The organism is Streptococcus agalactiae ATCC 13813 (assembly GCF_000186445.1).
Taxonomy (GTDB): Bacteria; Bacillota; Bacilli; order Lactobacillales; family Streptococcaceae; genus Streptococcus; species Streptococcus agalactiae.
On sequence record NZ_GL636070.1, the window covers coordinates 386,151 to 406,009 of the forward strand.

At 36.3% G+C, this 19,859-nt stretch carries 17 protein-coding genes; 6 read left to right on the plus strand and 11 right to left on the minus strand.

Features of this window, described 5'->3' with window-relative positions; genetic code table 11:
- Positions 1-36: 36 nt before the first annotated feature.
- Positions 37-1,569, minus strand: coding sequence for an alkyl hydroperoxide reductase subunit F (gene ahpF, locus HMPREF9171_RS111110; protein WP_000242127.1), 1,533 nt, complete (start codon positions 1,567-1,569; stop codon positions 37-39).
- A gap of 17 nt (positions 1,570-1,586) precedes the next feature.
- Positions 1,587-2,147 carry an alkyl hydroperoxide reductase subunit C gene (ahpC, locus tag HMPREF9171_RS111105; RefSeq protein ID WP_000060538.1) on the minus strand — a complete coding sequence of 187 codons (561 nt, stop codon included), beginning with the start codon at positions 2,145-2,147 and terminating at the stop codon, positions 1,587-1,589.
- Between the two features lie 276 nt (positions 2,148-2,423).
- On the opposite strand from ahpC, the gene rpsB reads away from it, so the two are divergent.
- Positions 2,424-3,194: a 30S ribosomal protein S2 gene (gene rpsB / locus HMPREF9171_RS111100; protein ID WP_000268452.1), complete on the plus strand. Its 771-nt coding sequence runs from the start codon at positions 2,424-2,426 to the stop codon at positions 3,192-3,194.
- 93 nt (positions 3,195-3,287) lie between these two features.
- Positions 3,288-4,328, plus strand: a complete 1,041-nt coding sequence (gene tsf, locus HMPREF9171_RS111095; RefSeq protein WP_000808080.1) for a translation elongation factor Ts — start codon at positions 3,288-3,290, stop codon at positions 4,326-4,328.
- Positions 4,329-4,487: 159 nt separating this feature from the next.
- Here tsf and HMPREF9171_RS111090 read toward each other — a convergent pair whose 3' ends face one another.
- Positions 4,488-4,949 (minus strand): COG2426 family protein, encoded by a 462-nt coding sequence (locus HMPREF9171_RS111090; RefSeq protein WP_001106578.1) that lies wholly within the window; start codon positions 4,947-4,949, stop codon positions 4,488-4,490.
- 172 nt (positions 4,950-5,121) lie between these two features.
- Here HMPREF9171_RS111090 and HMPREF9171_RS111085 point away from each other — a divergent pair, with 172 nt between their 5' ends.
- Together HMPREF9171_RS111085 and HMPREF9171_RS111080 are read left to right on the plus strand one after the other, a co-directional pair.
- Positions 5,122-5,586: a CtsR family transcriptional regulator gene (locus HMPREF9171_RS111085; RefSeq protein ID WP_000985641.1), complete on the plus strand. Its 465-nt coding sequence runs from the start codon at positions 5,122-5,124 to the stop codon at positions 5,584-5,586.
- Positions 5,583-8,030, plus strand: coding sequence for an ATP-dependent Clp protease ATP-binding subunit (locus HMPREF9171_RS111080; protein WP_000020279.1), 2,448 nt, complete (start codon positions 5,583-5,585; stop codon positions 8,028-8,030). Before HMPREF9171_RS111085 ends, HMPREF9171_RS111080 begins: the two co-directional genes overlap by 4 nt.
- Before the next feature lie 219 nt (positions 8,031-8,249).
- On the opposite strand, the gene HMPREF9171_RS111075 is transcribed toward HMPREF9171_RS111080, so the two are convergent.
- The 8 genes from HMPREF9171_RS111075 to HMPREF9171_RS111040 all read right to left on the minus strand — a co-directional run bounded on the left by HMPREF9171_RS111075 (position 8,250) and on the right by HMPREF9171_RS111040 (position 16,784).
- Entirely contained in the window at positions 8,250-8,741 is a 492-nt protein-coding gene (locus HMPREF9171_RS111075) for a GNAT family N-acetyltransferase (protein WP_000586903.1), read from the minus strand.
- Positions 8,742-8,754: 13 nt separating this feature from the next.
- On the minus strand, positions 8,755-9,396 hold the full coding sequence (locus tag HMPREF9171_RS111070) for a deoxynucleoside kinase (protein WP_000909521.1): 642 nt from the start codon (positions 9,394-9,396) through the stop codon (positions 8,755-8,757).
- Between the two features lie 120 nt (positions 9,397-9,516).
- The gene (gene dusB, locus HMPREF9171_RS111065) at positions 9,517-10,494 is read right to left on the minus strand and encodes a tRNA dihydrouridine synthase DusB (protein WP_000192735.1); all 978 of its coding nucleotides are present in this window, start codon (positions 10,492-10,494) and stop codon (positions 9,517-9,519) included.
- Positions 10,478-11,353, minus strand: a complete 876-nt coding sequence (gene hslO / locus HMPREF9171_RS111060; RefSeq protein ID WP_000357826.1) for an Hsp33 family molecular chaperone HslO — start codon at positions 11,351-11,353, stop codon at positions 10,478-10,480. The genes dusB and hslO overlap by 17 nt, the downstream gene beginning before the upstream one ends.
- A 139-nt stretch (positions 11,354-11,492) precedes the next feature.
- Positions 11,493-12,749, minus strand: a complete 1,257-nt coding sequence (locus HMPREF9171_RS111055; protein WP_001285398.1) for a toxic anion resistance protein — start codon at positions 12,747-12,749, stop codon at positions 11,493-11,495.
- Complete coding sequence (locus tag HMPREF9171_RS111050) at positions 12,746-13,564, minus strand: hypothetical protein (RefSeq protein WP_000239571.1); 819 nt, start codon at positions 13,562-13,564, stop codon at positions 12,746-12,748. Before HMPREF9171_RS111050 ends, HMPREF9171_RS111055 begins: the two co-directional genes overlap by 4 nt.
- A 123-nt stretch (positions 13,565-13,687) precedes the next feature.
- Positions 13,688-15,940, minus strand: a complete 2,253-nt coding sequence (gene gshAB, locus HMPREF9171_RS111045; RefSeq protein ID WP_000151064.1) for a bifunctional glutamate--cysteine ligase GshA/glutathione synthetase GshB — start codon at positions 15,938-15,940, stop codon at positions 13,688-13,690.
- Between the two features lie 169 nt (positions 15,941-16,109).
- On the minus strand, positions 16,110-16,784 hold the full coding sequence (locus HMPREF9171_RS111040; RefSeq protein ID WP_000356661.1) for a helix-turn-helix transcriptional regulator: 675 nt from the start codon (positions 16,782-16,784) through the stop codon (positions 16,110-16,112).
- Between the two features lie 361 nt (positions 16,785-17,145).
- Between HMPREF9171_RS111040 and HMPREF9171_RS111035 the strand changes: the two genes are divergently transcribed.
- Entirely contained in the window at positions 17,146-18,168 is a 1,023-nt protein-coding gene (locus tag HMPREF9171_RS111035) for a PTS sugar transporter subunit IIC (protein WP_001021303.1), read from the plus strand.
- Between the two features lie 368 nt (positions 18,169-18,536).
- Complete coding sequence (locus HMPREF9171_RS111030) at positions 18,537-19,829, plus strand: adenylosuccinate synthase (protein WP_000205041.1); 1,293 nt, start codon at positions 18,537-18,539, stop codon at positions 19,827-19,829.
- Positions 19,830-19,859 lie beyond the last annotated feature (30 nt).

The window sequence follows — 19,859 nt, forward strand, 5'->3', positions numbered from 1 at the left end:
GAGAGATTGATACCTATTGTATCAATCTCTTTTAGATTATTGTCTGATTAAATAATCAAATGCGCCAATGGCAGCTGTGGCACCAGACCCCATGGAAATAATGATTTGCTTGTAGGCAGCATCTGTACAGTCACCTGCAGCAAAAATACCAGGGATATTTGTTGAGCCAAATTTATCAACGACAATTTCTTGACGTTCATTGAGTTCAATGCCGCTATCCTTGAGCCAAGATGTACTTGGTACAAGACCAATTTGTACAAAAACACCTTCTAAATCAATGTGTTTTTCTTCGTTTGTATCACGATCGGTATAGTTTAAACCAGTGACATGATCTTCACCAACGATATCTTTAGTAGCAACATTCTTAAGAATAGTTAAATTGTCAGTTTTAGCTGCTCTTTCTTGCAGTACTTGGTCTGCTTTGAGCTCAGGTAAGAATTCTAGGACTGTAACATGTTTAGTGACACCGGCTAGATCTAAAGCAGCTTCCATACCTGAATTACCACCACCTATAACAGCAACATCTTTTCCTTCGAAAAGAGGGCCATCACAATGTGGACAGTAAGTAACACCTTTATTGCGGAATTCTTCCTCGCCAGGAACGTTGATATTTCGCCACTTAGCACCCAGAGCTAGGATAGCAGTTTTAGCTTGTAAAATAGCTCCGTTAGCCAGTGTTACCTCAATTAATTCTTTTTTCTCAATGCCAGTTGCTAATTGACTCTTGATAATATCAATATCGTAAGATTTGGTATGCTCTTCAATTTGAGCCATTAATTTAGGGCCTTCTGTGTACAGTGTACCAATCATGTTCTCAATACCAACTGTTTCGATAACTTGTCCACCAAAAGTTTCTGCTAAAATACCTGTTTTTAACCCTTTACGAGCGGCATAAATTGCAGCACTGTTACCTGCAGGACCACCACCAATAACTAGAACATCATAGACACCTTTGTCAGCAAATGCTTCAGCATCAAGAGGTCCATCTAGTTGTTCTAAAAGCTGTTCAATTGTAGCACGGCCAGAAGTAAATTCTTCTTGGTCCTTATAAACAGTAGGAACAGACATGATGCCTTTTGATTTGACTTCGTCTTGATACATGCCTCCTTCAATCATAGTATGAGTGATATTCGGATTCAAAACAGCCATTATATTAAAGGCTTGAACGACATCTGGACAATTATGGCAAGTTAATGAAACATAAGTTTCTAGATTGATAGTTTTCTCAATCCCCTTAATTCGTTTGATAATATCTTCATCAACTTTTGGTGCGCGACCAGAGACTTGCAACAAAGCTAAAATGAAAGATGTGAATTCATGCCCCATTGGCAAGCCTGAAAAAATAACGCGACTTTCATGCCCTTTTTTTGCAATTCCAAAACTAGGTTGACGTTTTAAATGTGTTGATTCAAGGCTGATGCGATCAGACATAGCGACAATTTCATCTAGAAAATCCTTTACTTTTTGAGAATTATCGTTATCTCCTAAATCAGCTTGTAATACAATATCAGATTCTAGCAAATCTAAATATTGCGCTAATTGAGCCTTGATTTCTTTATCTAAGACCATGGATTACCTCCTGGTTATTAAATTTTACCTACAAGGTCTAAACTAGGAGTTAAAGTTTCAGCTCCTTCTTTCCATTTAGCTGGACAAACTTCACCTGGATGTTGGCGGATGTATTGAGCAGCACGGACTTTATCAATGAGAGTACTTGCATCACGTCCGATGCCATCAGCATTAATTTCCATCATTTGGATGACACCGTCTGGATCAATGATAAATGTACCACGTTGTGCTAGACCGTCTTGACCAAGGACATCAAAACCTTGTGAAATAAGGTGTGAAGGGTCACCAATCATAGGATATGTGATAGTACCAACGACATCTGAGTCATCATGCCATGCTTTATGAACAAAATGAGTATCAGTAGAGACAGAATAAACTTCTACATCAAGAGATTTAAGTGTTTCATATTGCTCTTGAAGGTCACCAAGTTCAGTTGGGCAAACAAATGAAAAGTCTGCTGGGTAGAAACAAAAAACTGCCCATTTTCCTTTAACGTCTTCATTTGTAACAGTGATGAATTTTCCATCGTGATAAGCTTGAGCTGAAAATTCAATAATTTCTTTTCCGACTAATGACATAATAATGTCCTCCTTTATTTTTTAATAGCCTAATTATAAACGAAATACTTTTAAATCTCCAATAAAAACGTTTACATTTTTCTAAGAAAAGTATGATTTTTCTAATAGAGTAGAAGATTTTATAGCTTGTCAAATCTAACTTTTTTTGATAAACTATTATAGTTGCTTAAAGTGACAAATACTCATCTTAGATCAATTGTGGTCTTGTTGCCGAAAGGTTAGGCTGCAAGTCGAAGTCTGAGAGAGGAAAAAACATTTTTAAAGGAGAACTTACTCATGGCAGTAATTTCAATGAAACAACTTCTTGAGGCTGGTGTTCACTTTGGTCACCAAACTCGTCGCTGGAACCCTAAGATGGCTAAGTACATCTTCACAGAACGTAATGGTATCCACGTTATCGACCTTCAACAAACTGTAAAATTAGCTGACCAAGCTTACGAATTTGTTCGTGATGCTGCAGCAAACGATGCAGTTATCTTGTTTGTTGGTACTAAGAAACAAGCAGCTGAAGCTGTTGCTGAAGAAGCTAAACGTGCTGGTCAATACTTCATTAACCACCGTTGGTTAGGTGGAACTCTTACTAACTGGGGAACTATCCAAAAACGTATTGCTCGTTTGAAAGAAATCAAACGTATGGAAGAAGAAGGAACTTTTGAACTTCTTCCTAAGAAAGAAGTTGCATTGTTAAACAAACAACGTGCACGTCTTGAAAAATTCTTGGGTGGTATCGAAGATATGCCACGCATCCCAGATGTAATGTATGTTGTTGACCCACATAAAGAGCAAATCGCTGTTAAAGAAGCTAAAAAACTTGGTATTCCAGTTGTAGCTATGGTTGACACTAACGCTGATCCAGATGATATCGATGTTATCATCCCAGCAAACGATGACGCTATTCGCGCCGTTAAATTAATTACTTCTAAATTAGCTGATGCAGTTATTGAAGGTCGTCAAGGTGAAGATGCTGACATTGACTTCGCTCAAGAAGCACAAGCAGATTCAATTGAAGAAATCGTTGAAGTAGTTGAAGGATCAAACAACGACTAATATTTAATTTATTGTAAATCCTAAAACGGGGCAGATGCAAACCGCTCTGTCTCGTTTTTTTAATCATTATTTGAAATTAAGAGGAGAACGAAAATGGCAGAAATCACAGCTAAACTTGTAAAAGAATTGCGTGAAAAATCAGGTGCAGGCGTTATGGACGCTAAAAAAGCATTAGTAGAAACTGATGGTGACCTTGATAAAGCGATTGAATTACTTCGCGAAAAAGGTATGGCTAAAGCAGCTAAAAAAGCAGACCGTGTTGCTGCTGAAGGTTTAACAGGTGTTTATGTTGATGGTAACGTTGCAGCAGTTATTGAAGTTAACGCTGAGACTGACTTTGTTGCTAAAAACGACCAATTTGTAACATTAGTTAATGAAACTGCTAAAGTTATTGCAGAAGGACGTCCTTCAAACAATGAAGAAGCACTTGCTTTAACAATGCCTTCAGGTGAAACTTTAGAACAAGCATTTGTAACTGCAACTGCTACAATTGGTGAAAAAATTTCATTCCGTCGCTTCGCTTTAGTTGAAAAAACTGATGAGCAACATTTTGGTGCATACCAACATAATGGTGGACGTATCGGAGTAATTACTGTTGTTGAAGGTGGCGACGATGCACTTGCTAAACAAGTATCAATGCACGTTGCAGCTATGAAGCCAACTGTTCTTTCATATACTGAACTTGATGCACAATTTGTTCATGATGAATTAGCACAGTTGAACCACAAAATTGAGCAAGACAACGAGAGTCGTGCTATGGTTAACAAACCAGCTCTTCCATTCCTTAAATATGGATCAAAAGCTCAATTGACTGATGAAGTTATTGCCCAAGCAGAAGAAGACATCAAAGCAGAATTAGCTGCAGAAGGTAAACCAGAAAAAATCTGGGATAAAATCGTTCCAGGTAAAATGGATCGTTTCATGCTTGATAACACTAAAGTTGACCAAGAGTACACACTCCTTGCTCAAGTTTACATCATGGATGATAGCAAAACAGTTGAAGCTTATCTTGAGTCAGTAAATGCTAAAGCAGTTGCTTTCGTACGTTTTGAAGTTGGAGAAGGTATTGAGAAAGCTTCTAACGACTTTGAAGCAGAAGTTGCAGCTACAATGGCAGCAGCACTTGAAAAATAATTAACACTCGCTTTATATTATAATTTGGCAGCAAAATGTTGTCAGTAAATATATTTTAAAATAAGACACTTGGCTTAAGTCAAGTGTCTTATTTTGGTATCGAATTGGTGGATTGGCAAATATTAAAAAAGGAGAGACAGTCATCTCACCTTAACTTTTCTAGAATAGGTTGAAGCCGATAATGGATAATGTTCCCATGATGCATCCAGCTAGTATAACACCTAGCATAACAGCAATAACACTATGTTTAAATTCCCAATCTAGGAGGCTAGCTGCAAGCGTGCCAGTCCAGGCTCCTGTTCCGGGTAAGGGAATGCCTACAAACAATAGCAAGGCAATAAACAATCCTTTTTCTCCAGCTACTTTTTCAAGTTTTTGACCACCGCTATGTCCTTTTTTAAGGCACCATGTGAAAAACTTACCAGTATAAGGTTTATCTGCTCCCCATTCTAGAACTTTGCGAGCAAAGAAGAAGATGATAGGTACAGGTAGCATGTTTCCAACAACACCGATAGCTAGCGCTTCCCACAAAGGTATTCCATTAGCGATTGCAAATGGCACAGCTCCTCGTAGTTCCACTAAGGGAATCATTGAAATCAAAAATGTAATAATGTAATTCATTAAATAAAACCTTTCTATGGTATTATTCCATTTTATCTTATCTTTCTAGTAATGACAACTAAAATCCGCGGTCATTCTAGTTTTACTGTCCTTAGATAGATTTCATTTCCGTATCTTTTAAAAATTTGATATAATAATAGTCAGTTATAGTCAAAGAGGAAGGAGTGAATTTGTGGCCATAAAAAATACTTCCGATAATATTGAAGAATATATAAAATCATTATTAGAACAATCAGGAATTGCTGAAATAAAGCGTTCCAATTTAGCTGATACTTTTCAAGTTGTTCCTAGTCAGATTAACTATGTCATTAAGACACGGTTTACTGAAAGCCGTGGTTATGTGGTTGAGAGTAAACGAGGTGGTGGAGGTTACATCCGCATTGCTAAGGTTCATTTTTCTGATCAACACCAATTATTTGGAAATATGTTATCAACGATTGGCGAGCGTATCAGTGAACAAGTCTTTGATGATTTGATTCAATTATTATTCGATGAAGAGATAATTACAGAACGTGAAGGAAATTTGATTCTGGCGACATCAGGTGATGACGTCTTAGGAGAGCAAGCCTCTGTTATTAGAGCTCGTATGCTCCGTAAATTATTACAACGATTAGATAGAAAAGGATTCCATTTATGAGTCATTATTCCATAAAATTACAAGAAGTATTCAGGTTGGCGCAATTTCAAGCAGCACGCTATGAAAGTCACTATTTAGAAAGCTGGCATCTTCTTTTAGCAATGGTTTTAGTTCATGATTCAGTAGCTGGTTTGACATTTGCTGAATATGAGTCTGAAGTTGCAATTGAAGAGTACGAAGCAGCAACAATTTTAGCTTTAGGTAGAGCACCGAAAGAAGAGATTACCGATTATCAATTTTTAGAGCAATCATCGGCTTTGAAAAAGATCTTAAAGTTAGCAGAAAATATTAGTATCATAGTAGGAGCTGAAGATGTGGGTACTGAACATGTCTTGCTTGCTATGTTGGTTAATAAAGATTTATTAGCCACACGTATCTTAGAATTAGTTGGCTTTAGAGGTCAAGACGATGGTGAATCAGTTCGTATGGTTGATTTACGTAAGGCTCTAGAACGTCATGCCGGTTTTACAAAAGATGATATCAAAGCAATTTATGAATTACGTAATCCTAAAAAAGCAAAGTCGGGTGCTTCTTTTTCTGATATGATGAAACCACCAAGTACTGCTGGTGATTTAGCTGATTTCACACGTGATTTATCACAGATGGCGGTTGATGAGGAAATTGAACCTGTTATTGGGCGTGATAAAGAAATTTCACGTATGGTCCAAGTCTTAAGTCGTAAAACAAAGAATAATCCTGTCTTAGTTGGAGATGCGGGTGTCGGTAAAACAGCTTTGGCGTACGGTCTAGCACAACGTATTGCTAATGGAAATATTCCTTATGAGCTTAGAGATATGCGTGTTCTAGAGTTAGATATGATGAGCGTTGTTGCTGGAACTCGTTTTCGTGGTGATTTTGAGGAACGTATGAATCAAATCATTGCAGATATTGAAGAAGACGGTCATATTATTCTTTTCATTGATGAACTGCATACTATTATGGGTTCTGGCTCTGGTATTGATAGCACACTTGATGCTGCTAATATTTTAAAACCAGCTTTGGCTCGAGGCACTTTACGCACTATTGGAGCAACAACTCAAGAGGAATATCAAAAGCATATTGAAAAAGATGCTGCTTTATCTCGTCGCTTTGCAAAAGTTTTAGTAGAAGAACCAAATCTTGAAGACGCATATGAAATTCTACTTGGATTGAAGCCAGCGTATGAAGCCTTTCATAATGTTACCATTTCAGATGAAGCAGTTATGACTGCTGTAAAAGTGGCTCATCGTTATTTGACAAGTAAGAATTTACCAGACTCAGCTATAGACTTACTTGATGAAGCTTCTGCCACTGTGCAAATGATGATTAAGAAAAATGCTCCATCGCTTTTAACAGAAGTTGACCAAGCTATTTTAGATGATGATATGAAATCTGCTTCTAAAGCTCTAAAAGCAAGTCATAAGGATAAAAAGCATAAGCCTATTGCCGTAACCGAAGATCATATTATGGCAACTCTCAGCCGTCTATCTGGTATTCCTGTTGAAAAATTGACACAAGCTGATAGTAAAAAATACCTCAATTTAGAAAAAGAATTGCATAAACGTGTTATCGGTCAAGATGATGCAGTTACTGCCATTAGTCGTGCTATCCGTCGCAATCAATCTGGCATTCGTACTGGTAAGCGTCCTATTGGTTCCTTTATGTTCTTGGGACCAACTGGTGTTGGTAAGACAGAGTTAGCAAAAGCCTTGGCAGAAGTGTTGTTTGATGATGAATCAGCCCTAATTCGTTTTGATATGTCGGAATATATGGAAAAATTCGCAGCTTCTCGCCTGAATGGGGCACCTCCAGGTTATGTTGGTTATGATGAAGGAGGAGAGCTGACTGAAAAAGTACGCAATAAACCATATTCAGTTTTACTTTTTGATGAAGTTGAAAAAGCTCATCCAGATATTTTTAATGTATTATTACAAGTGCTTGATGATGGCGTTTTAACAGATAGTCGAGGACGAAAAGTTGACTTTTCAAATACTATAATCATTATGACTTCTAATTTAGGAGCAACTGCATTACGTGACGATAAAACAGTTGGTTTTGGAGCTAAGGATATCAGCCATGATTATACTGCTATGCAAAAACGTATTATGGAGGAGCTTAAAAAAGCTTATCGACCAGAGTTTATCAATCGTATTGATGAGAAAGTTGTATTCCATAGTCTCAGTCAAGATAATATGCGTGAAGTTGTGAAAATTATGGTTAAACCTTTAATTTTAGCGCTTAAAGATAAAGGTATGGATCTGAAATTCCAGCCTTCAGCCTTGAAACACTTGGCAGAGGATGGCTATGATATAGAAATGGGTGCTCGTCCACTGCGTAGAACTATTCAAACGCAAGTAGAGGATCATTTATCAGAACTACTATTGGCAAATCAAGTGAAAGAGGGGCAAGTAATTAAGATTGGCGTATCCAAAGGCAAATTGAAATTTGATATTGCAAAATCATAAAACATTCCAGTACCGATGGGTACTGGAATTTTAATATAAAAAGAAAATGTCCAAAATATTTTGGACATTTTCTTATAGATTTATGAAAAGTAAAAGGATCTATATCTAACAATTGCACTTGTAGATATAGGTACGACTGAAAGTCGTTGAAAAATTTTAGGATAAATATATTATAATATCCTAATCTTTTGCTAACTTAAAATAAATCTAAAGATTACCTTAAGATTTCAATCGCTTTTGTAACCACACAATGTCATGCCATTGTTCAAATTTAAATCCGATTTTTGGGAAATGTGCGACTTGATTAAATCCTCTTTTTTTGTGGAATGCAATACTTATATCATTTGGTAAACTGATACAAGCGAGTAGATTAACATACCCTTGGCTAACTAATTCTTTCTCCAATGTATCATATAGTTGGCTACCAATTTTTTTGCTACGTGCATCTTTATCAAGGTAAATAGAAAGCTCGCAAGTCCAGTCATAGGCAGCTCTAGCGTAGTAAGTTGAAGCATATGCATAACCTACTACTTTCCCATTTTCTTCAGCAACTAAATATGGGAAAGATTTGCTGATATTTTTGATACGATTAGTGAATTCCGATATACTAGGAATATCGTATTCAAACGTTATTGTAGTGTCAGTAACGTAGGGAGCATAGATAGCAAGTAATTCTTTAGCATCTGAGGGTAGGACAGGTCTTATAATCATAGATATCACCTAATTATAGTAAATCAAGTTTTTGCAATTCGGAATCAATAGTGTCAAGGACGTGTTGAAGATCCTCTGGATTTTTGACGAAATCAAGTTTGTTACCATCGATCCGAATTTTAGGTGAAACGTCGTAATTTTCATACCATTCTGGATATTCAGAATGGACTTGTTTGTAGTAGTCGTATAATTCTGGGTGAGAATCAACTTGCTCAAAGCTGCGTCCTCGTTTGTCAATACGTTCTAACATTTTATCAAATGAAACATCAATGTAGACTAGCAAATCAGGTCTCTTCTTAGGCATACCTTCTAATTCTTCCAACATATTTGCAAGAAGTTCTTTATAGATATCTAGCTCTGTTTTAGTCACATTTCCATTCTTATAATTTAGAGTGAGGAATAGTTCATCTTCAAAAATAGAACGATCCAAAACATTATTGTTAGCCTTATAGGCTTCTTTTATAGATTGGAATCGTTTATTTAAAAAGAATATTTGTAGTAAAAAAGCATATTTTTTGGGATCTTGATAGTAAAGATCTAAAACTGGGTTATTATCAACCGCCTCATAGAAAACATCTGTCCCTAGGTGTTGTCCTAGAGCAGCTGCAAGGGAGCTTTTACCTGCTCCAATGGTTCCAGCTAAAACAATCAACATAATTCTCCTTAATTCTGTTATGCTAAAATAATTTGTTATACTTTTGAGTTTTCATTACACAATGATTTATGCTAAATTTGTACAGAGATAGGAAAAAACAGTCAAAGGACTGTTTTTGATTTAGCGTAAACCTGCAAAAAGTTCTTGAACTTCTGCTAGTGTTTCTGCACGTGAAACAGCTCCTCTAATTTTTGCTGCGCCTGATTTTCCACGCAGATAATGAGGTGCTAACCCTCGAAATTCACGAACGGCAATAGTTTCACCTTTTAAATTAACTAGTCGAGTGAGATGATCCTCGGCAACATCTAACATCTTCTCAAATGGTAGGTCAGGAAGGATTTCGCCTGTTTCAAAGAAATGATTAATCTGTGTAAAGATGTAAGGATTGCTACGAGCACCACGTCCAACCATTATAGCGTCAGCTCCAATCTCTTCAATCATAAATTTGGCATCGTGAACAGTACGAATGTCACCATTAGCAATAAAAGGAATACTAGTAACAGCTTTAGCGACCTTGCCAAGTGTTTCATGGTCACACGTGCCAGTATACATTTGTTCACGCGTTCGACCGTGCATAGCAAGTGCAGATACACCAGCAGATTCGGCAGCGAGTGCATTTTCTACAGCATTAGATGAGTCAGACCATCCTGTACGCATTTTTACTGTTAATGGAATGTTAAGTACAGACGTTACCTCTTTAACAATATGATAAATTTTTTCAGGGTCACGTAACCATTTAGCTCCCGCTTCATTTTTAACAACTTTGTTAACTGGACATCCCATATTGATGTCTACGATATCTGCTTTCGTATTACTTTGGATAAAGTCAGCTGCACGTTTTAAGCCTTCTGCATCGCCACCAAATAGTTGAATTGACATAGGATGTTCATTTTCATCGATATGGAGCATATGTAAGGTCTTTTCGTTGTTATAAAGTAACCCTTTCTCAGAAATCATTTCCATAACAACGAGACCAGCACCAAATTCTTTAGCGATAGTACGAAAAGCAGAATTAGTAATACCTGCCATCGGTGCTAGTACGGTACGATGAGGAATTTCAACCTTCCCAATCATAAATGAACTATTTAATTGAGTCATTAATTATCTTCTCCAAATCTTCTTCTGTGAAATAGTAAGTCTGGTTGCAAAATTGACAAGTAATTTCAACACCTTTATCTTCATCCTTCATGGCTTGCAATTCTTTAGTTCCTAAAGTCAATAGAGCGGCTTCAAAACGTTCTTTTGAACAGTCACAGTAGAAGGCTAAAGAGTCTTCCGATAAGCGCTTGTAGTCGTCTTCTCCGTAAATAGCTGGAAGGAGAGATTCTATATGATTTTCAGACTCTAGCAGACTTGAAATAGAAGGCATCTCCTGAATGCGTTTTTCATAGCGAGAAATTTCTTCGTCAGAAGCACCTGGGAGCACCTGAAGCATGAATCCACCTGCAACTTTAACCTTATCCTCGTCATCTAAGAGGACATTTAAACCGATGGCAGAAGGTGTTTGCTCACTTTCGGTTAAATAATAAGCAAAATCTTCTCCAATTTCTCCTGTAATTAGTGGAGTTGTTGAAGTGTAAGGTTGCCCAGTTCCGTAATCGGTAATAACGACAAAGTGTCCATTCCCCATGAAAGGTCCAACTAAGACCTCTCCAGTAGCTGTTTTCTTGATATCAACACCCGTATTTTGGATGTAACCTTTAACATTTCCTTTAGTATCAGCTACAGAAATAATATGACCAAAAGAGCTATCTCCAATAACCTTGACAGTTACTTTACTATTTCCTTTTTGATTTGCTGCTAAAATTTGATTTGCAATTAATGTTCTCCCAAGAGCTACAGTAGAACTTGAAAGTGTCTGATGTTTTTCTTGAGCTGTTCTTACAGTTTCTGTACAATCAAGGACATAGGCCCGGAAAGAACCGGAAGTTGAAATTGATTTTATAATTTTATCCATAAGTCATATTATAGCATAAAAGGCTTATTTTGCATTGGAGATAGTCAGGAAAATATAGATGAAAACGGTATAAATTAATGATATAAAAACGATACTGTGTTTTACAGTATCGTTTTTATTTAGTGGATATGATAGTAAGTTAAGACTCATCAACTTTTTCTTGGGTAGATTTACCTTCGTTGAGTAAGGCTTCAACTATTTTTTTATCACGAATTTTGACAGAATCATTGATTGTTTCAGCCGATTTAATAACAGCAGATTCTAATTGGGCACGTTCCTTACGTCCTTTGTCTATGGCAGCGATAATACCATTATTTTGAGCCACTAAGCTTTCAGCTAATGCAGTGACAGATTTAATAGAAACAGTGGGGCTTTGTGCGGTCTTCTCTAACATCGGAATCGCTTCTTTACTAGTTTCAGCCAGCATCTGCAATGCTGCATTATTAGCGTTGACAATAGCATCAGCAGTGACACCGGATTTGACAGATTGTTGCATCATGCCTAACTGAGCGATTGAGAGTTTCATTGTTGGAATGGTATTTCGACGTAACATGCCAAGTTTCTGACGCATATCTGACGATACTTTGACCAAGTTTCGCATCTGTGGTGTTGTTGCCCATGCAACGTAGAGACGGCTGACATATTCAGTATGTTGCTGTTCGAGAGTATTGATAACTTCAGTCATTCGAGCTAATTGGTTACTTTTAATTTGATATTCGGACGTTTGGCTATCTAATGCTAGAATTTCTTGTTGTAAGTGGCTTGCACGATTGGCAGCCTCGGCTTGACTCGATTCAATAAAAGCAATAACTCCAACCAAATTTTCAATAGATTTAGTATTATCTTCAATGAGCATTTCAGCAGAGACGATATTTCTTGCTAAAGTATCTTCTTGTTTGACAACATTTGCTGCCATCATATCCATTTTTTGCTCGATGTTTTGTGAGTCAAAATAAAATTCCTGTAGTGAGGCCTTGCTTTGTTTGAATAATTTTTGAATCAAGTTTGGTTTTTTCTCTAATTCTGCCGGAGTAGCATCTTTATATTTGGTAATAAATCCATTTAGTTCGCGATTAGCATTTTTTAGTAAATCATCAACTTGAGGAATTTGAATTTTTTTCTGCTCAGACAAGATATGATTAACAGTGGTATTAACGCCTTCTACTGCGGATTGTCCAAAATCAAGGAGCGCATTTTGATCGCCGACAAAAGTATCTACCAAAGCTGGTGTTTTTTCAGAGATAGCAGACTTTTGTGCTGGTGTTAGTTTTTCAAAAAAGGCAATTTGCCCAGTTTGACTTGTTGTCTGGTTGGAAATAATTTCTGTTGTTTTATCTGTTTTAGTGATAGCATTGTCTGCAATTTGGTCAATATCAAAATTAAAGGTATCGCTCATTTATTGTTCCTTTCGTCTTGCATCATTCTTAGGCTAACGTCAAAATCTTTCATATCACTTTCATTCAATTGGCGCAGCGTTTCATCTAAATCTAAATTAAATTTTTTAATTGCTTGTAATGCTTGTTCTAGGCGTTCCTTAGCATTGTTAAAATTTTTAGGAGATTGTTTGATTCTGATGTAGCCAGCCAGAACATCTGTAAAACGTTTCATATTGGCTTGATGAATTGCTGCTAATTCAGCTTTGTTATCTGCCTCTTCAATCTTTTTTAAGATAGCAAAGTGGTCATCTTGAATATTGTGATAGAACGGTTTTAATTCCGGAGCAATGCGTATCATTTCATCTTCCTGATCAGAAATAGGTTCTAGTTCTGGAGAGGCATGTAGCTTTATTAGTTGTTCGTTAATCTCATTACTAAATGTATTTGCTTTTTTGGTGATACGTTTATAGATATTAGGCTCAATGGCTTTTTGTAGTTGGTTTGCTTCATTACGAATTAGGTCCAATTGAGGTAATATTTGATGTGCTAATTTGATATATTCCTTAGAACGATTGTCTTTTTTTAAAATTTCCAAGTGTCTAATGTCTTGGTCAGTCTCTTTAATATCGGATTTTAAAGCTTCAATACGTTGGTTTGATGTAAAACGTTTAAGACGCTTTTTATCATAAACGTAATAGGCACAATAACCACCACCAATAATTAACAGAGTAGCAATCACCTCACTCCAAAAGTCTGAAATCAGGGAAGCAAGAACAACAATACCAAGTAATGTTATTAGATTATGAGAATTTTTGGAATAGCGTTTTTTAACCATAATAATATTTAACCTAACTTTCTGTAGTTGTTAATATTTTATCTTAAATGAACTAGTGATGACAAGGGATAACTTTATTTTAACCAAAAATTCCTTAAGCTTAGCCTAAGGAACTCTTTTTAGTTATAATTCTGGGAACAGTTTAGCCAAAATTCGAGGTGTAATAGATTGACCAGGCCCCTCTTGACAGTAGGTGTGCATATACATCAATGGGTTAAAGTTTAGTTCAATGCAAGTAGCATTTTTCTTATCTTTTGAGTATGCTTGAGTGGTATTAGGAATAATTAAATCAACTCCACAAACCCAAGCCCCCATAGCCTCTGCCATCTCAGCTGCTAGTTGTTTATATGTAGGATCCATTGTATTTGTTACATCTATAGAGTCACCGCCAGTGGAAATATTAGAATTACGACGAAGTTCTATTTTTGTTCCTTCTGGAGGGATACTGTTAACAGTGTATCCTTGTTGTTCCAACATTAACTGTTCTACTTCTCCGAGCTCAATAACCTCTAGAGGAGAGCGATGATCATAGCCTCTGAGAGGGTTTTGGTTTTTAAGTTTAACTAGATGACTAATAGTATGAATACCATCTCCAACGACATTAGCTGCTACCCTAAGCAATACAGCAATACAGTCCCCCTCAAGGACGAAGAAACGGTATTCGGTACCCTCAATATATTCTTCCACAAGAATAGCACTATCTTCGGCAAAAGCGATGTCAATTGCTTTTTCATAAGAAGCTAAGTTAGCTGATGTTTTAAAAATAGAAATGCCTAAACCAAAGTTTGTTGATTTTGGCTTAACAACGATTGGTTTATCTTGGATTTGTGAAAAATAGTTAAGTGCCTCTTTACGGTCAGTAAATTCATCTCCAAAAGGAGTTGGGAAATGCTTTTCATCTAGGATTTTTTTTGTAACAACTTTGTTAGCCATAGCGAGCGGTACAATATAGTTATCTTTTGAGGTCATATTACCATTTTTAACGTACTCAATATGACTATTGTGCCATAATTTTAGGAATTGATCTTGTTCATCCAGCACTTCGAAGTTGACTCCTTTTTGGATAACGTCAAATAGTAGCAATTGGGTAGAAAGTTCCATCGTTTCATATCCCTTTAAGGCGTAGGGAGCTTCCCAAGCATAATCGTGATAAATTTGTCCTTGTCTTTGTCCAAATGTTTCTAAGGAAAGTCCTTCAATCATTTCTAAAAGTTGACCAGCTACCGTTAATTTAGGTGACTGAATTTGCCTTTTTACAGATTCCAATAGGTCTTGATAGTAAGGTGGTAAGTTAAAATGTTGGATAACAGATTGCATAGCATCCACTAAGTCAGAAACTGGTGCTTGATTAGGTAATTTTTCTAATGGATGACTGAGTGCTATAAGGTCATTTAATCTATTGGCTTCCTTGATATCTTGGTCAATATGACTACTAGAATCTATCCACAAAAGCGCCAATAAGAAAAGGTGAACAGTATCAACAGTTTCCTGCGTTATACCGATTGGGCTAAATGGGTTGAGATCAAAAGTGCGAAATTCTAAATATGTAATTCCTTTTTCTAAATAATTACGACAGGACTTACTACCACGGAGACGAACAGGTGAATAAAATTCTTTCTCAGCAATCAATTGCCCACTTTTTACAGCATTTTCTAGATTGTTGACATAATCCTTCAAGCTAGTATAAGAAATACGAATATCTTTATGATTCACATAACCTAAGTGACTATTTCTAAGTGACCGGACAGGGTTATTAAGTTTCTGATTTAAAAAGTCTTCTTCAGCTACTGGGCTCGCTCCGTATAGATAAGTTAGTAACCAACGGTAACGTAAAAAATTTTGAGACAATTTCATGTAAAGCTGGTTCTGAAAATCAATAGCATTATCTGCTTGACTCAATTCAAAGAGAGAAGTTAATAACTCTTGACCTAAACCGAGATTATAGTGAATTCCAGAGATGGATTGTATTAGTTTTCCATAAGTTTTCTCCAAATATTTGCGATAATCATATTCAAAAGCATCCTCTAATTGGGCAATCTGTATGTCTTCTTCCCTCACTTTGGGTGGCATAGAAAGCGGCCATAAGTATTCATCGTGGTTGATAGAGCGTCCAGCGACATCACTTATAGCTTTCAAAAATCGAATGGCTTCTTTGCTATCCTTTGCAATAGGTGTAATGAGTTCTAATTGAGGTTCACTATAATCCGTTTGGATATAAGGATGATAGTTACGACTCCCTAATGTTTTGGGATGGGGTGTTTGAGCAACCCTTTGAGTGGGTTGGTGAATACGAAGGCTTTCTCTCTCTAAGCCAAATGTAGCTTGTAGAATCGGTAGATGAGAGTGGCTTCTTTGTAACAGTTGATCGATAGTCACGACAACATTCCTCCTAGTAACAGATGATACTAGTTTATCAAAAAAATAATAAAAACTAAGTTTTACGGCACAGAAAACTAAAATAATCTTATACCGGCGTCATAAAAAATAAAAGATTGAACTTTTGAGTCCAATCTTATTAATCTATAAGTTAAAAAGAGTTTTAGAGTTAATGAGTTTCAATTTTTTTAAGATAACGATAGACGCTTGGTTCGGAGATGTTGAGAACTTCAGCGACCTTTGAAACGGCACCTTTTAATTGGAACACACCTTTTTCGTGAAGTTTAGAAACAATTTCTACCTTAACTTCTTGACTTAAATGAATATTCTGATTTAAAAGACTAGGATCAACAATCTCACTAATAATATCCTGAATATTGCCTGATAGAACTTCTACAGGTTCCTCCTGTTGAGGGAGAGAAATTTTTTGAGGGGACTTAGGTAGTATTTTGTTAACATTTAAATTAACTAAGTCTAGAATATCCAAAGCAATATTTTGGTATGCAGAAATATCAAGGTTGATACATAACATCCCTTCAAGTTCATTTTGAGCATTCTTGATGAAGAAAGTAGATCCACGAACTTCTTTATTGAGAGGGCTGACAATCGCCTTATAGTTAGTAACAAAATCTTTTTCCTTATAAACTTTATTCTTGATTAAATCAAGGGCGAAAGTCGTTAGAGGTGAACTTATGGTTCGTCCACTAATGTGACTATTAACCAACTCACCAATATAGATATCATTTTCATCTACTACATGCAAAACAATTTCGTAATTATCACCTAAAACATTATGGAGAAACGTTATTATCGTCTTCCAATAGTCTAATTTTTCTTTATCCATATCGTAGTTCCTCTATGCTAATCTTACTATTATAGTAATATATTTATGGTTAAAAGACAATATCAGACTATTTTAAAAGATTAATGTAATAAAAAATTATCGTAATAAAAAAAAGTTAAGAAAATAAAAAATTATTATTGACTATGGTTATGCTTTTAGGTAAAATGTGATTATATTAGCAACTAAGGAGTAATCCATGAGATAAGCCTAATAATTATGTCGGACTTCTTTGTTGCACCTTATCCAGTTCGTAGTACAATTAAGTTTCAGTATTACCTAAAGGCGCCTTTATTGAAATTGAAGCAGTAGTACACAGACACTGAGAATAAAAAACTTAACTATTTTTAGCGGGAGTATATTTATGAATATCATTATTGGGACCAGTCTTTTAATACTTGTATTAGCGATTTTCACTTTATTTAATTATAAAGCACCCTACGGAACAAAAGCAATGGGAGCATTGGCATCTGCGGCTTGTGCATCCTTCCTTGTAGAAGCTTTTCAAGATTCTTTCTTTGGTAAAGTTTTGGGATTTCAATTTTTAAGTGAAGTGGGTGGTGCTAATGGTTCACTTTCTGGTGTAGCTGCAGCTATATTGGTTACTATTGCTATTGGTGTAACCCCAGGATACGCAGTTTTAATTGGTTTATCTGTTTCTGGAACAGGTATTATTCCTGGTTTCCTTGCAGGATATTTAGTGGGATTTCTTGTTAAGTGGATGGAAAGAAATATTCCTGGTGGTTTAGATCTTATTTCAATTATTATTATTGGTGCACCATTAACACGTCTTGTGGCCAAACTGTTGACGCCGCTTATTAATAGCACTTTGCTCACCATTGGAGATATCTTAACATCAGGTGCTCATAGCAACCCTATTTTAATGGGGATTATACTTGGCGGGACAATTGTAGTAGTGGCGACAGCACCACTTTCTTCTATGGCATTGACAGCTATGCTAGGATTAACCGGAATGCCTATGGCTATAGGAGCCTTGTCTGTCTTTGGTTCGTCATTTATGAATGGTGTACTTTTCCATAAATTAAAACTTGGAAGTCGTAAAGATAATATAGCTTTTGCTGTTGAGCCTCTAACTCAAGCTGACGTGACTTCAGCTAACCCTATTCCAATCTATGTCACTAATTTTGTTGGTGGTGCAGCTTGTGGTATTTTAATTGCCTTGATGAAATTAGTTAATGATACTCCTGGAACAGCGACACCAATTGCAGGATTTGCTGTCATGTTTGCCTATAACCCAATGATAAAAGTACTAATAACAGCTCTAGGTTGTATTATCCTATCTTTACTAGCAGGCTATTTTGGAGGCATTGTTTTTAAAGATTATAAATTAGTTACAAAAGAAGAGCTACAGGCTAGAGATAACTAGTTACTTCATGAAAAGATAATAGTAAATATCATTAACATAGATATGATATCTGACTTGTGATAACTGTTCTTGGTAATTTAAAATTCAACGACTCTAATAAAAAGATCGTTGAATTTTTTTATTGTTAAGAATGCTGGTATCAGTAAATTTCAAGATTTCTTTATCAACTATAATGTTAGTTTTTTACCGTTTTTTTACACTTCTAATAATTATTTTTTCTTTTTTTCCGATAATATTTGAGGAATTTGGCAAAAAAAACATTTTTTGCTATAATAAGGTGTCAGACAAACTCGCAGGTGAAATTCCTGCCATGTTTTTCCAGAAAGGATTGGGGAGTCCCAAAAAGGCTCACTCAGTGTTAAATAAATATGACTTCAGTTGTTGTAGTAGGTACCCAATGGGGTGACGAAGGTAAAGGTAAAATTACAGATTTTTTATCTGCTGACGCAGAAGTAATTGCACGTTATCAAGGTGGTGATAACGCTGGGCATACTATCGTTATTGATAACAAAAAATTTAAACTTCATTTAATCCCTTCAGGAATCTTCTTCAAAGAAAAAATTTCTGTCATTGGTAATGGTGTTGTCGTTAATCCGAAATCATTAGTTAAAGAGTTAGCTTATCTTCACGGAGAAGGTGTAACAACGGATAACCTTCGTATTTCAGATCGTGCGCATGTTATCTTGCCATACCACATCAAGCTTGACCAACTACAAGAAGATGCTAAAGGTGATAATAAAATTGGAACAACCATCAAAGGAATTGGGCCAGCTTACATGGACAAAGCTGCGCGTGTCGGTATCCGTATTGCTGACCTTCTTGATAGAGAAGTTTTTGCTGAGCGTTTGAAAATTAATTTAGCTGAGAAAAATCGTTTATTTGAAAAAATGTATGACAGTACACCTCTTGAATTTAATGATATTTTCGAAGAATATTATGAATATGGTCAACAAATTAAGCAATATGTAACTGATACATCCGTTATCTTAAATGATGCTCTTGATGCCGGTAAACGTGTTCTTTTTGAAGGAGCACAAGGAGTTATGCTCGACATTGATCAAGGAACATACCCATTTGTAACATCTTCCAATCCAGTAGCAGGTGGTGTCACAATTGGTTCGGGAGTTGGACCAAGTAAAATTAATAAAGTAGTAGGTGTATGTAAAGCTTACACTAGCCGTGTTGGTGATGGACCATTCCCAACAGAACTTTTTGATGAGGTTGGTGACCGTATTCGTGAGATTGGTAAAGAGTATGGTACAACGACCGGTCGTCCTCGTCGCGTTGGATGGTTTGATTCTGTTGTTATGCGTCACAGCCGTCGAGTATCAGGTATTACTAACCTCTCTCTGAATTCAATTGATGTTCTTTCAGGGCTTGATACGGTGAAAATTTGTGTGGCTTATGACCTTGATGGGAAACGTATTGACTATTACCCAGCAAGCCTTGAACAGCTAAAACGTTGTAAACCAATCTATGAAGAATTACCGGGCTGGTCTGAAGATATTACAGCTTGTCGTAGCTTAGATGATCTTCCAGAAAATGCACGTAATTACGTTCGCCGTGTTGGCGAATTGGTTGGTGTTCGTATTTCTACTTTCTCAGTAGGGCCTGGTCGTGAACAAACAAACATTCTTGAGTCTGTTTGGTCAAATATTTAATATTAAAAGTCTGACTGTACAGTCAGACTT

What these genes read in the sequence shown, in the direction of transcription:
- ahpF (WP_000242127.1), bottom strand. Translation starts at nt 1,569, where the DNA reads ATGGTCTTAGATAAAGAAATCAAGGCTCAATTAGCGCAATATTTAGAT.
- ahpC (WP_000060538.1), bottom strand. Translation starts at nt 2,147, where the DNA reads ATGTCATTAGTCGGAAAAGAAATTATTGAATTTTCAGCTCAAGCTTAT.
- rpsB (WP_000268452.1), top strand. Translation starts at nt 2,424, where the DNA reads ATGGCAGTAATTTCAATGAAACAACTTCTTGAGGCTGGTGTTCACTTT.
- tsf (WP_000808080.1), top strand. Translation starts at nt 3,288, where the DNA reads ATGGCAGAAATCACAGCTAAACTTGTAAAAGAATTGCGTGAAAAATCA.
- HMPREF9171_RS111090 (WP_001106578.1), bottom strand. Translation starts at nt 4,949, where the DNA reads ATGAATTACATTATTACATTTTTGATTTCAATGATTCCCTTAGTGGAA.
- HMPREF9171_RS111080 (WP_000020279.1), top strand. Translation starts at nt 5,583, where the DNA reads ATGAGTCATTATTCCATAAAATTACAAGAAGTATTCAGGTTGGCGCAA.
- HMPREF9171_RS111075 (WP_000586903.1), bottom strand. Translation starts at nt 8,741, where the DNA reads ATGATTATAAGACCTGTCCTACCCTCAGATGCTAAAGAATTACTTGCT.
- HMPREF9171_RS111070 (WP_000909521.1), bottom strand. Translation starts at nt 9,396, where the DNA reads ATGTTGATTGTTTTAGCTGGAACCATTGGAGCAGGTAAAAGCTCCCTT.
- dusB (WP_000192735.1), bottom strand. Translation starts at nt 10,494, where the DNA reads ATGACTCAATTAAATAGTTCATTTATGATTGGGAAGGTTGAAATTCCT.
- hslO (WP_000357826.1), bottom strand. Translation starts at nt 11,353, where the DNA reads ATGGATAAAATTATAAAATCAATTTCAACTTCCGGTTCTTTCCGGGCC.
- HMPREF9171_RS111055 (WP_001285398.1), bottom strand. Translation starts at nt 12,749, where the DNA reads ATGAGCGATACCTTTAATTTTGATATTGACCAAATTGCAGACAATGCT.
- HMPREF9171_RS111050 (WP_000239571.1), bottom strand. Translation starts at nt 13,564, where the DNA reads ATGGTTAAAAAACGCTATTCCAAAAATTCTCATAATCTAATAACATTA.
- HMPREF9171_RS111040 (WP_000356661.1), bottom strand. Translation starts at nt 16,784, where the DNA reads ATGGATAAAGAAAAATTAGACTATTGGAAGACGATAATAACGTTTCTC.
- HMPREF9171_RS111035 (WP_001021303.1), top strand. Translation starts at nt 17,146, where the DNA reads ATGAATATCATTATTGGGACCAGTCTTTTAATACTTGTATTAGCGATT.
- HMPREF9171_RS111030 (WP_000205041.1), top strand. Translation starts at nt 18,537, where the DNA reads ATGACTTCAGTTGTTGTAGTAGGTACCCAATGGGGTGACGAAGGTAAA.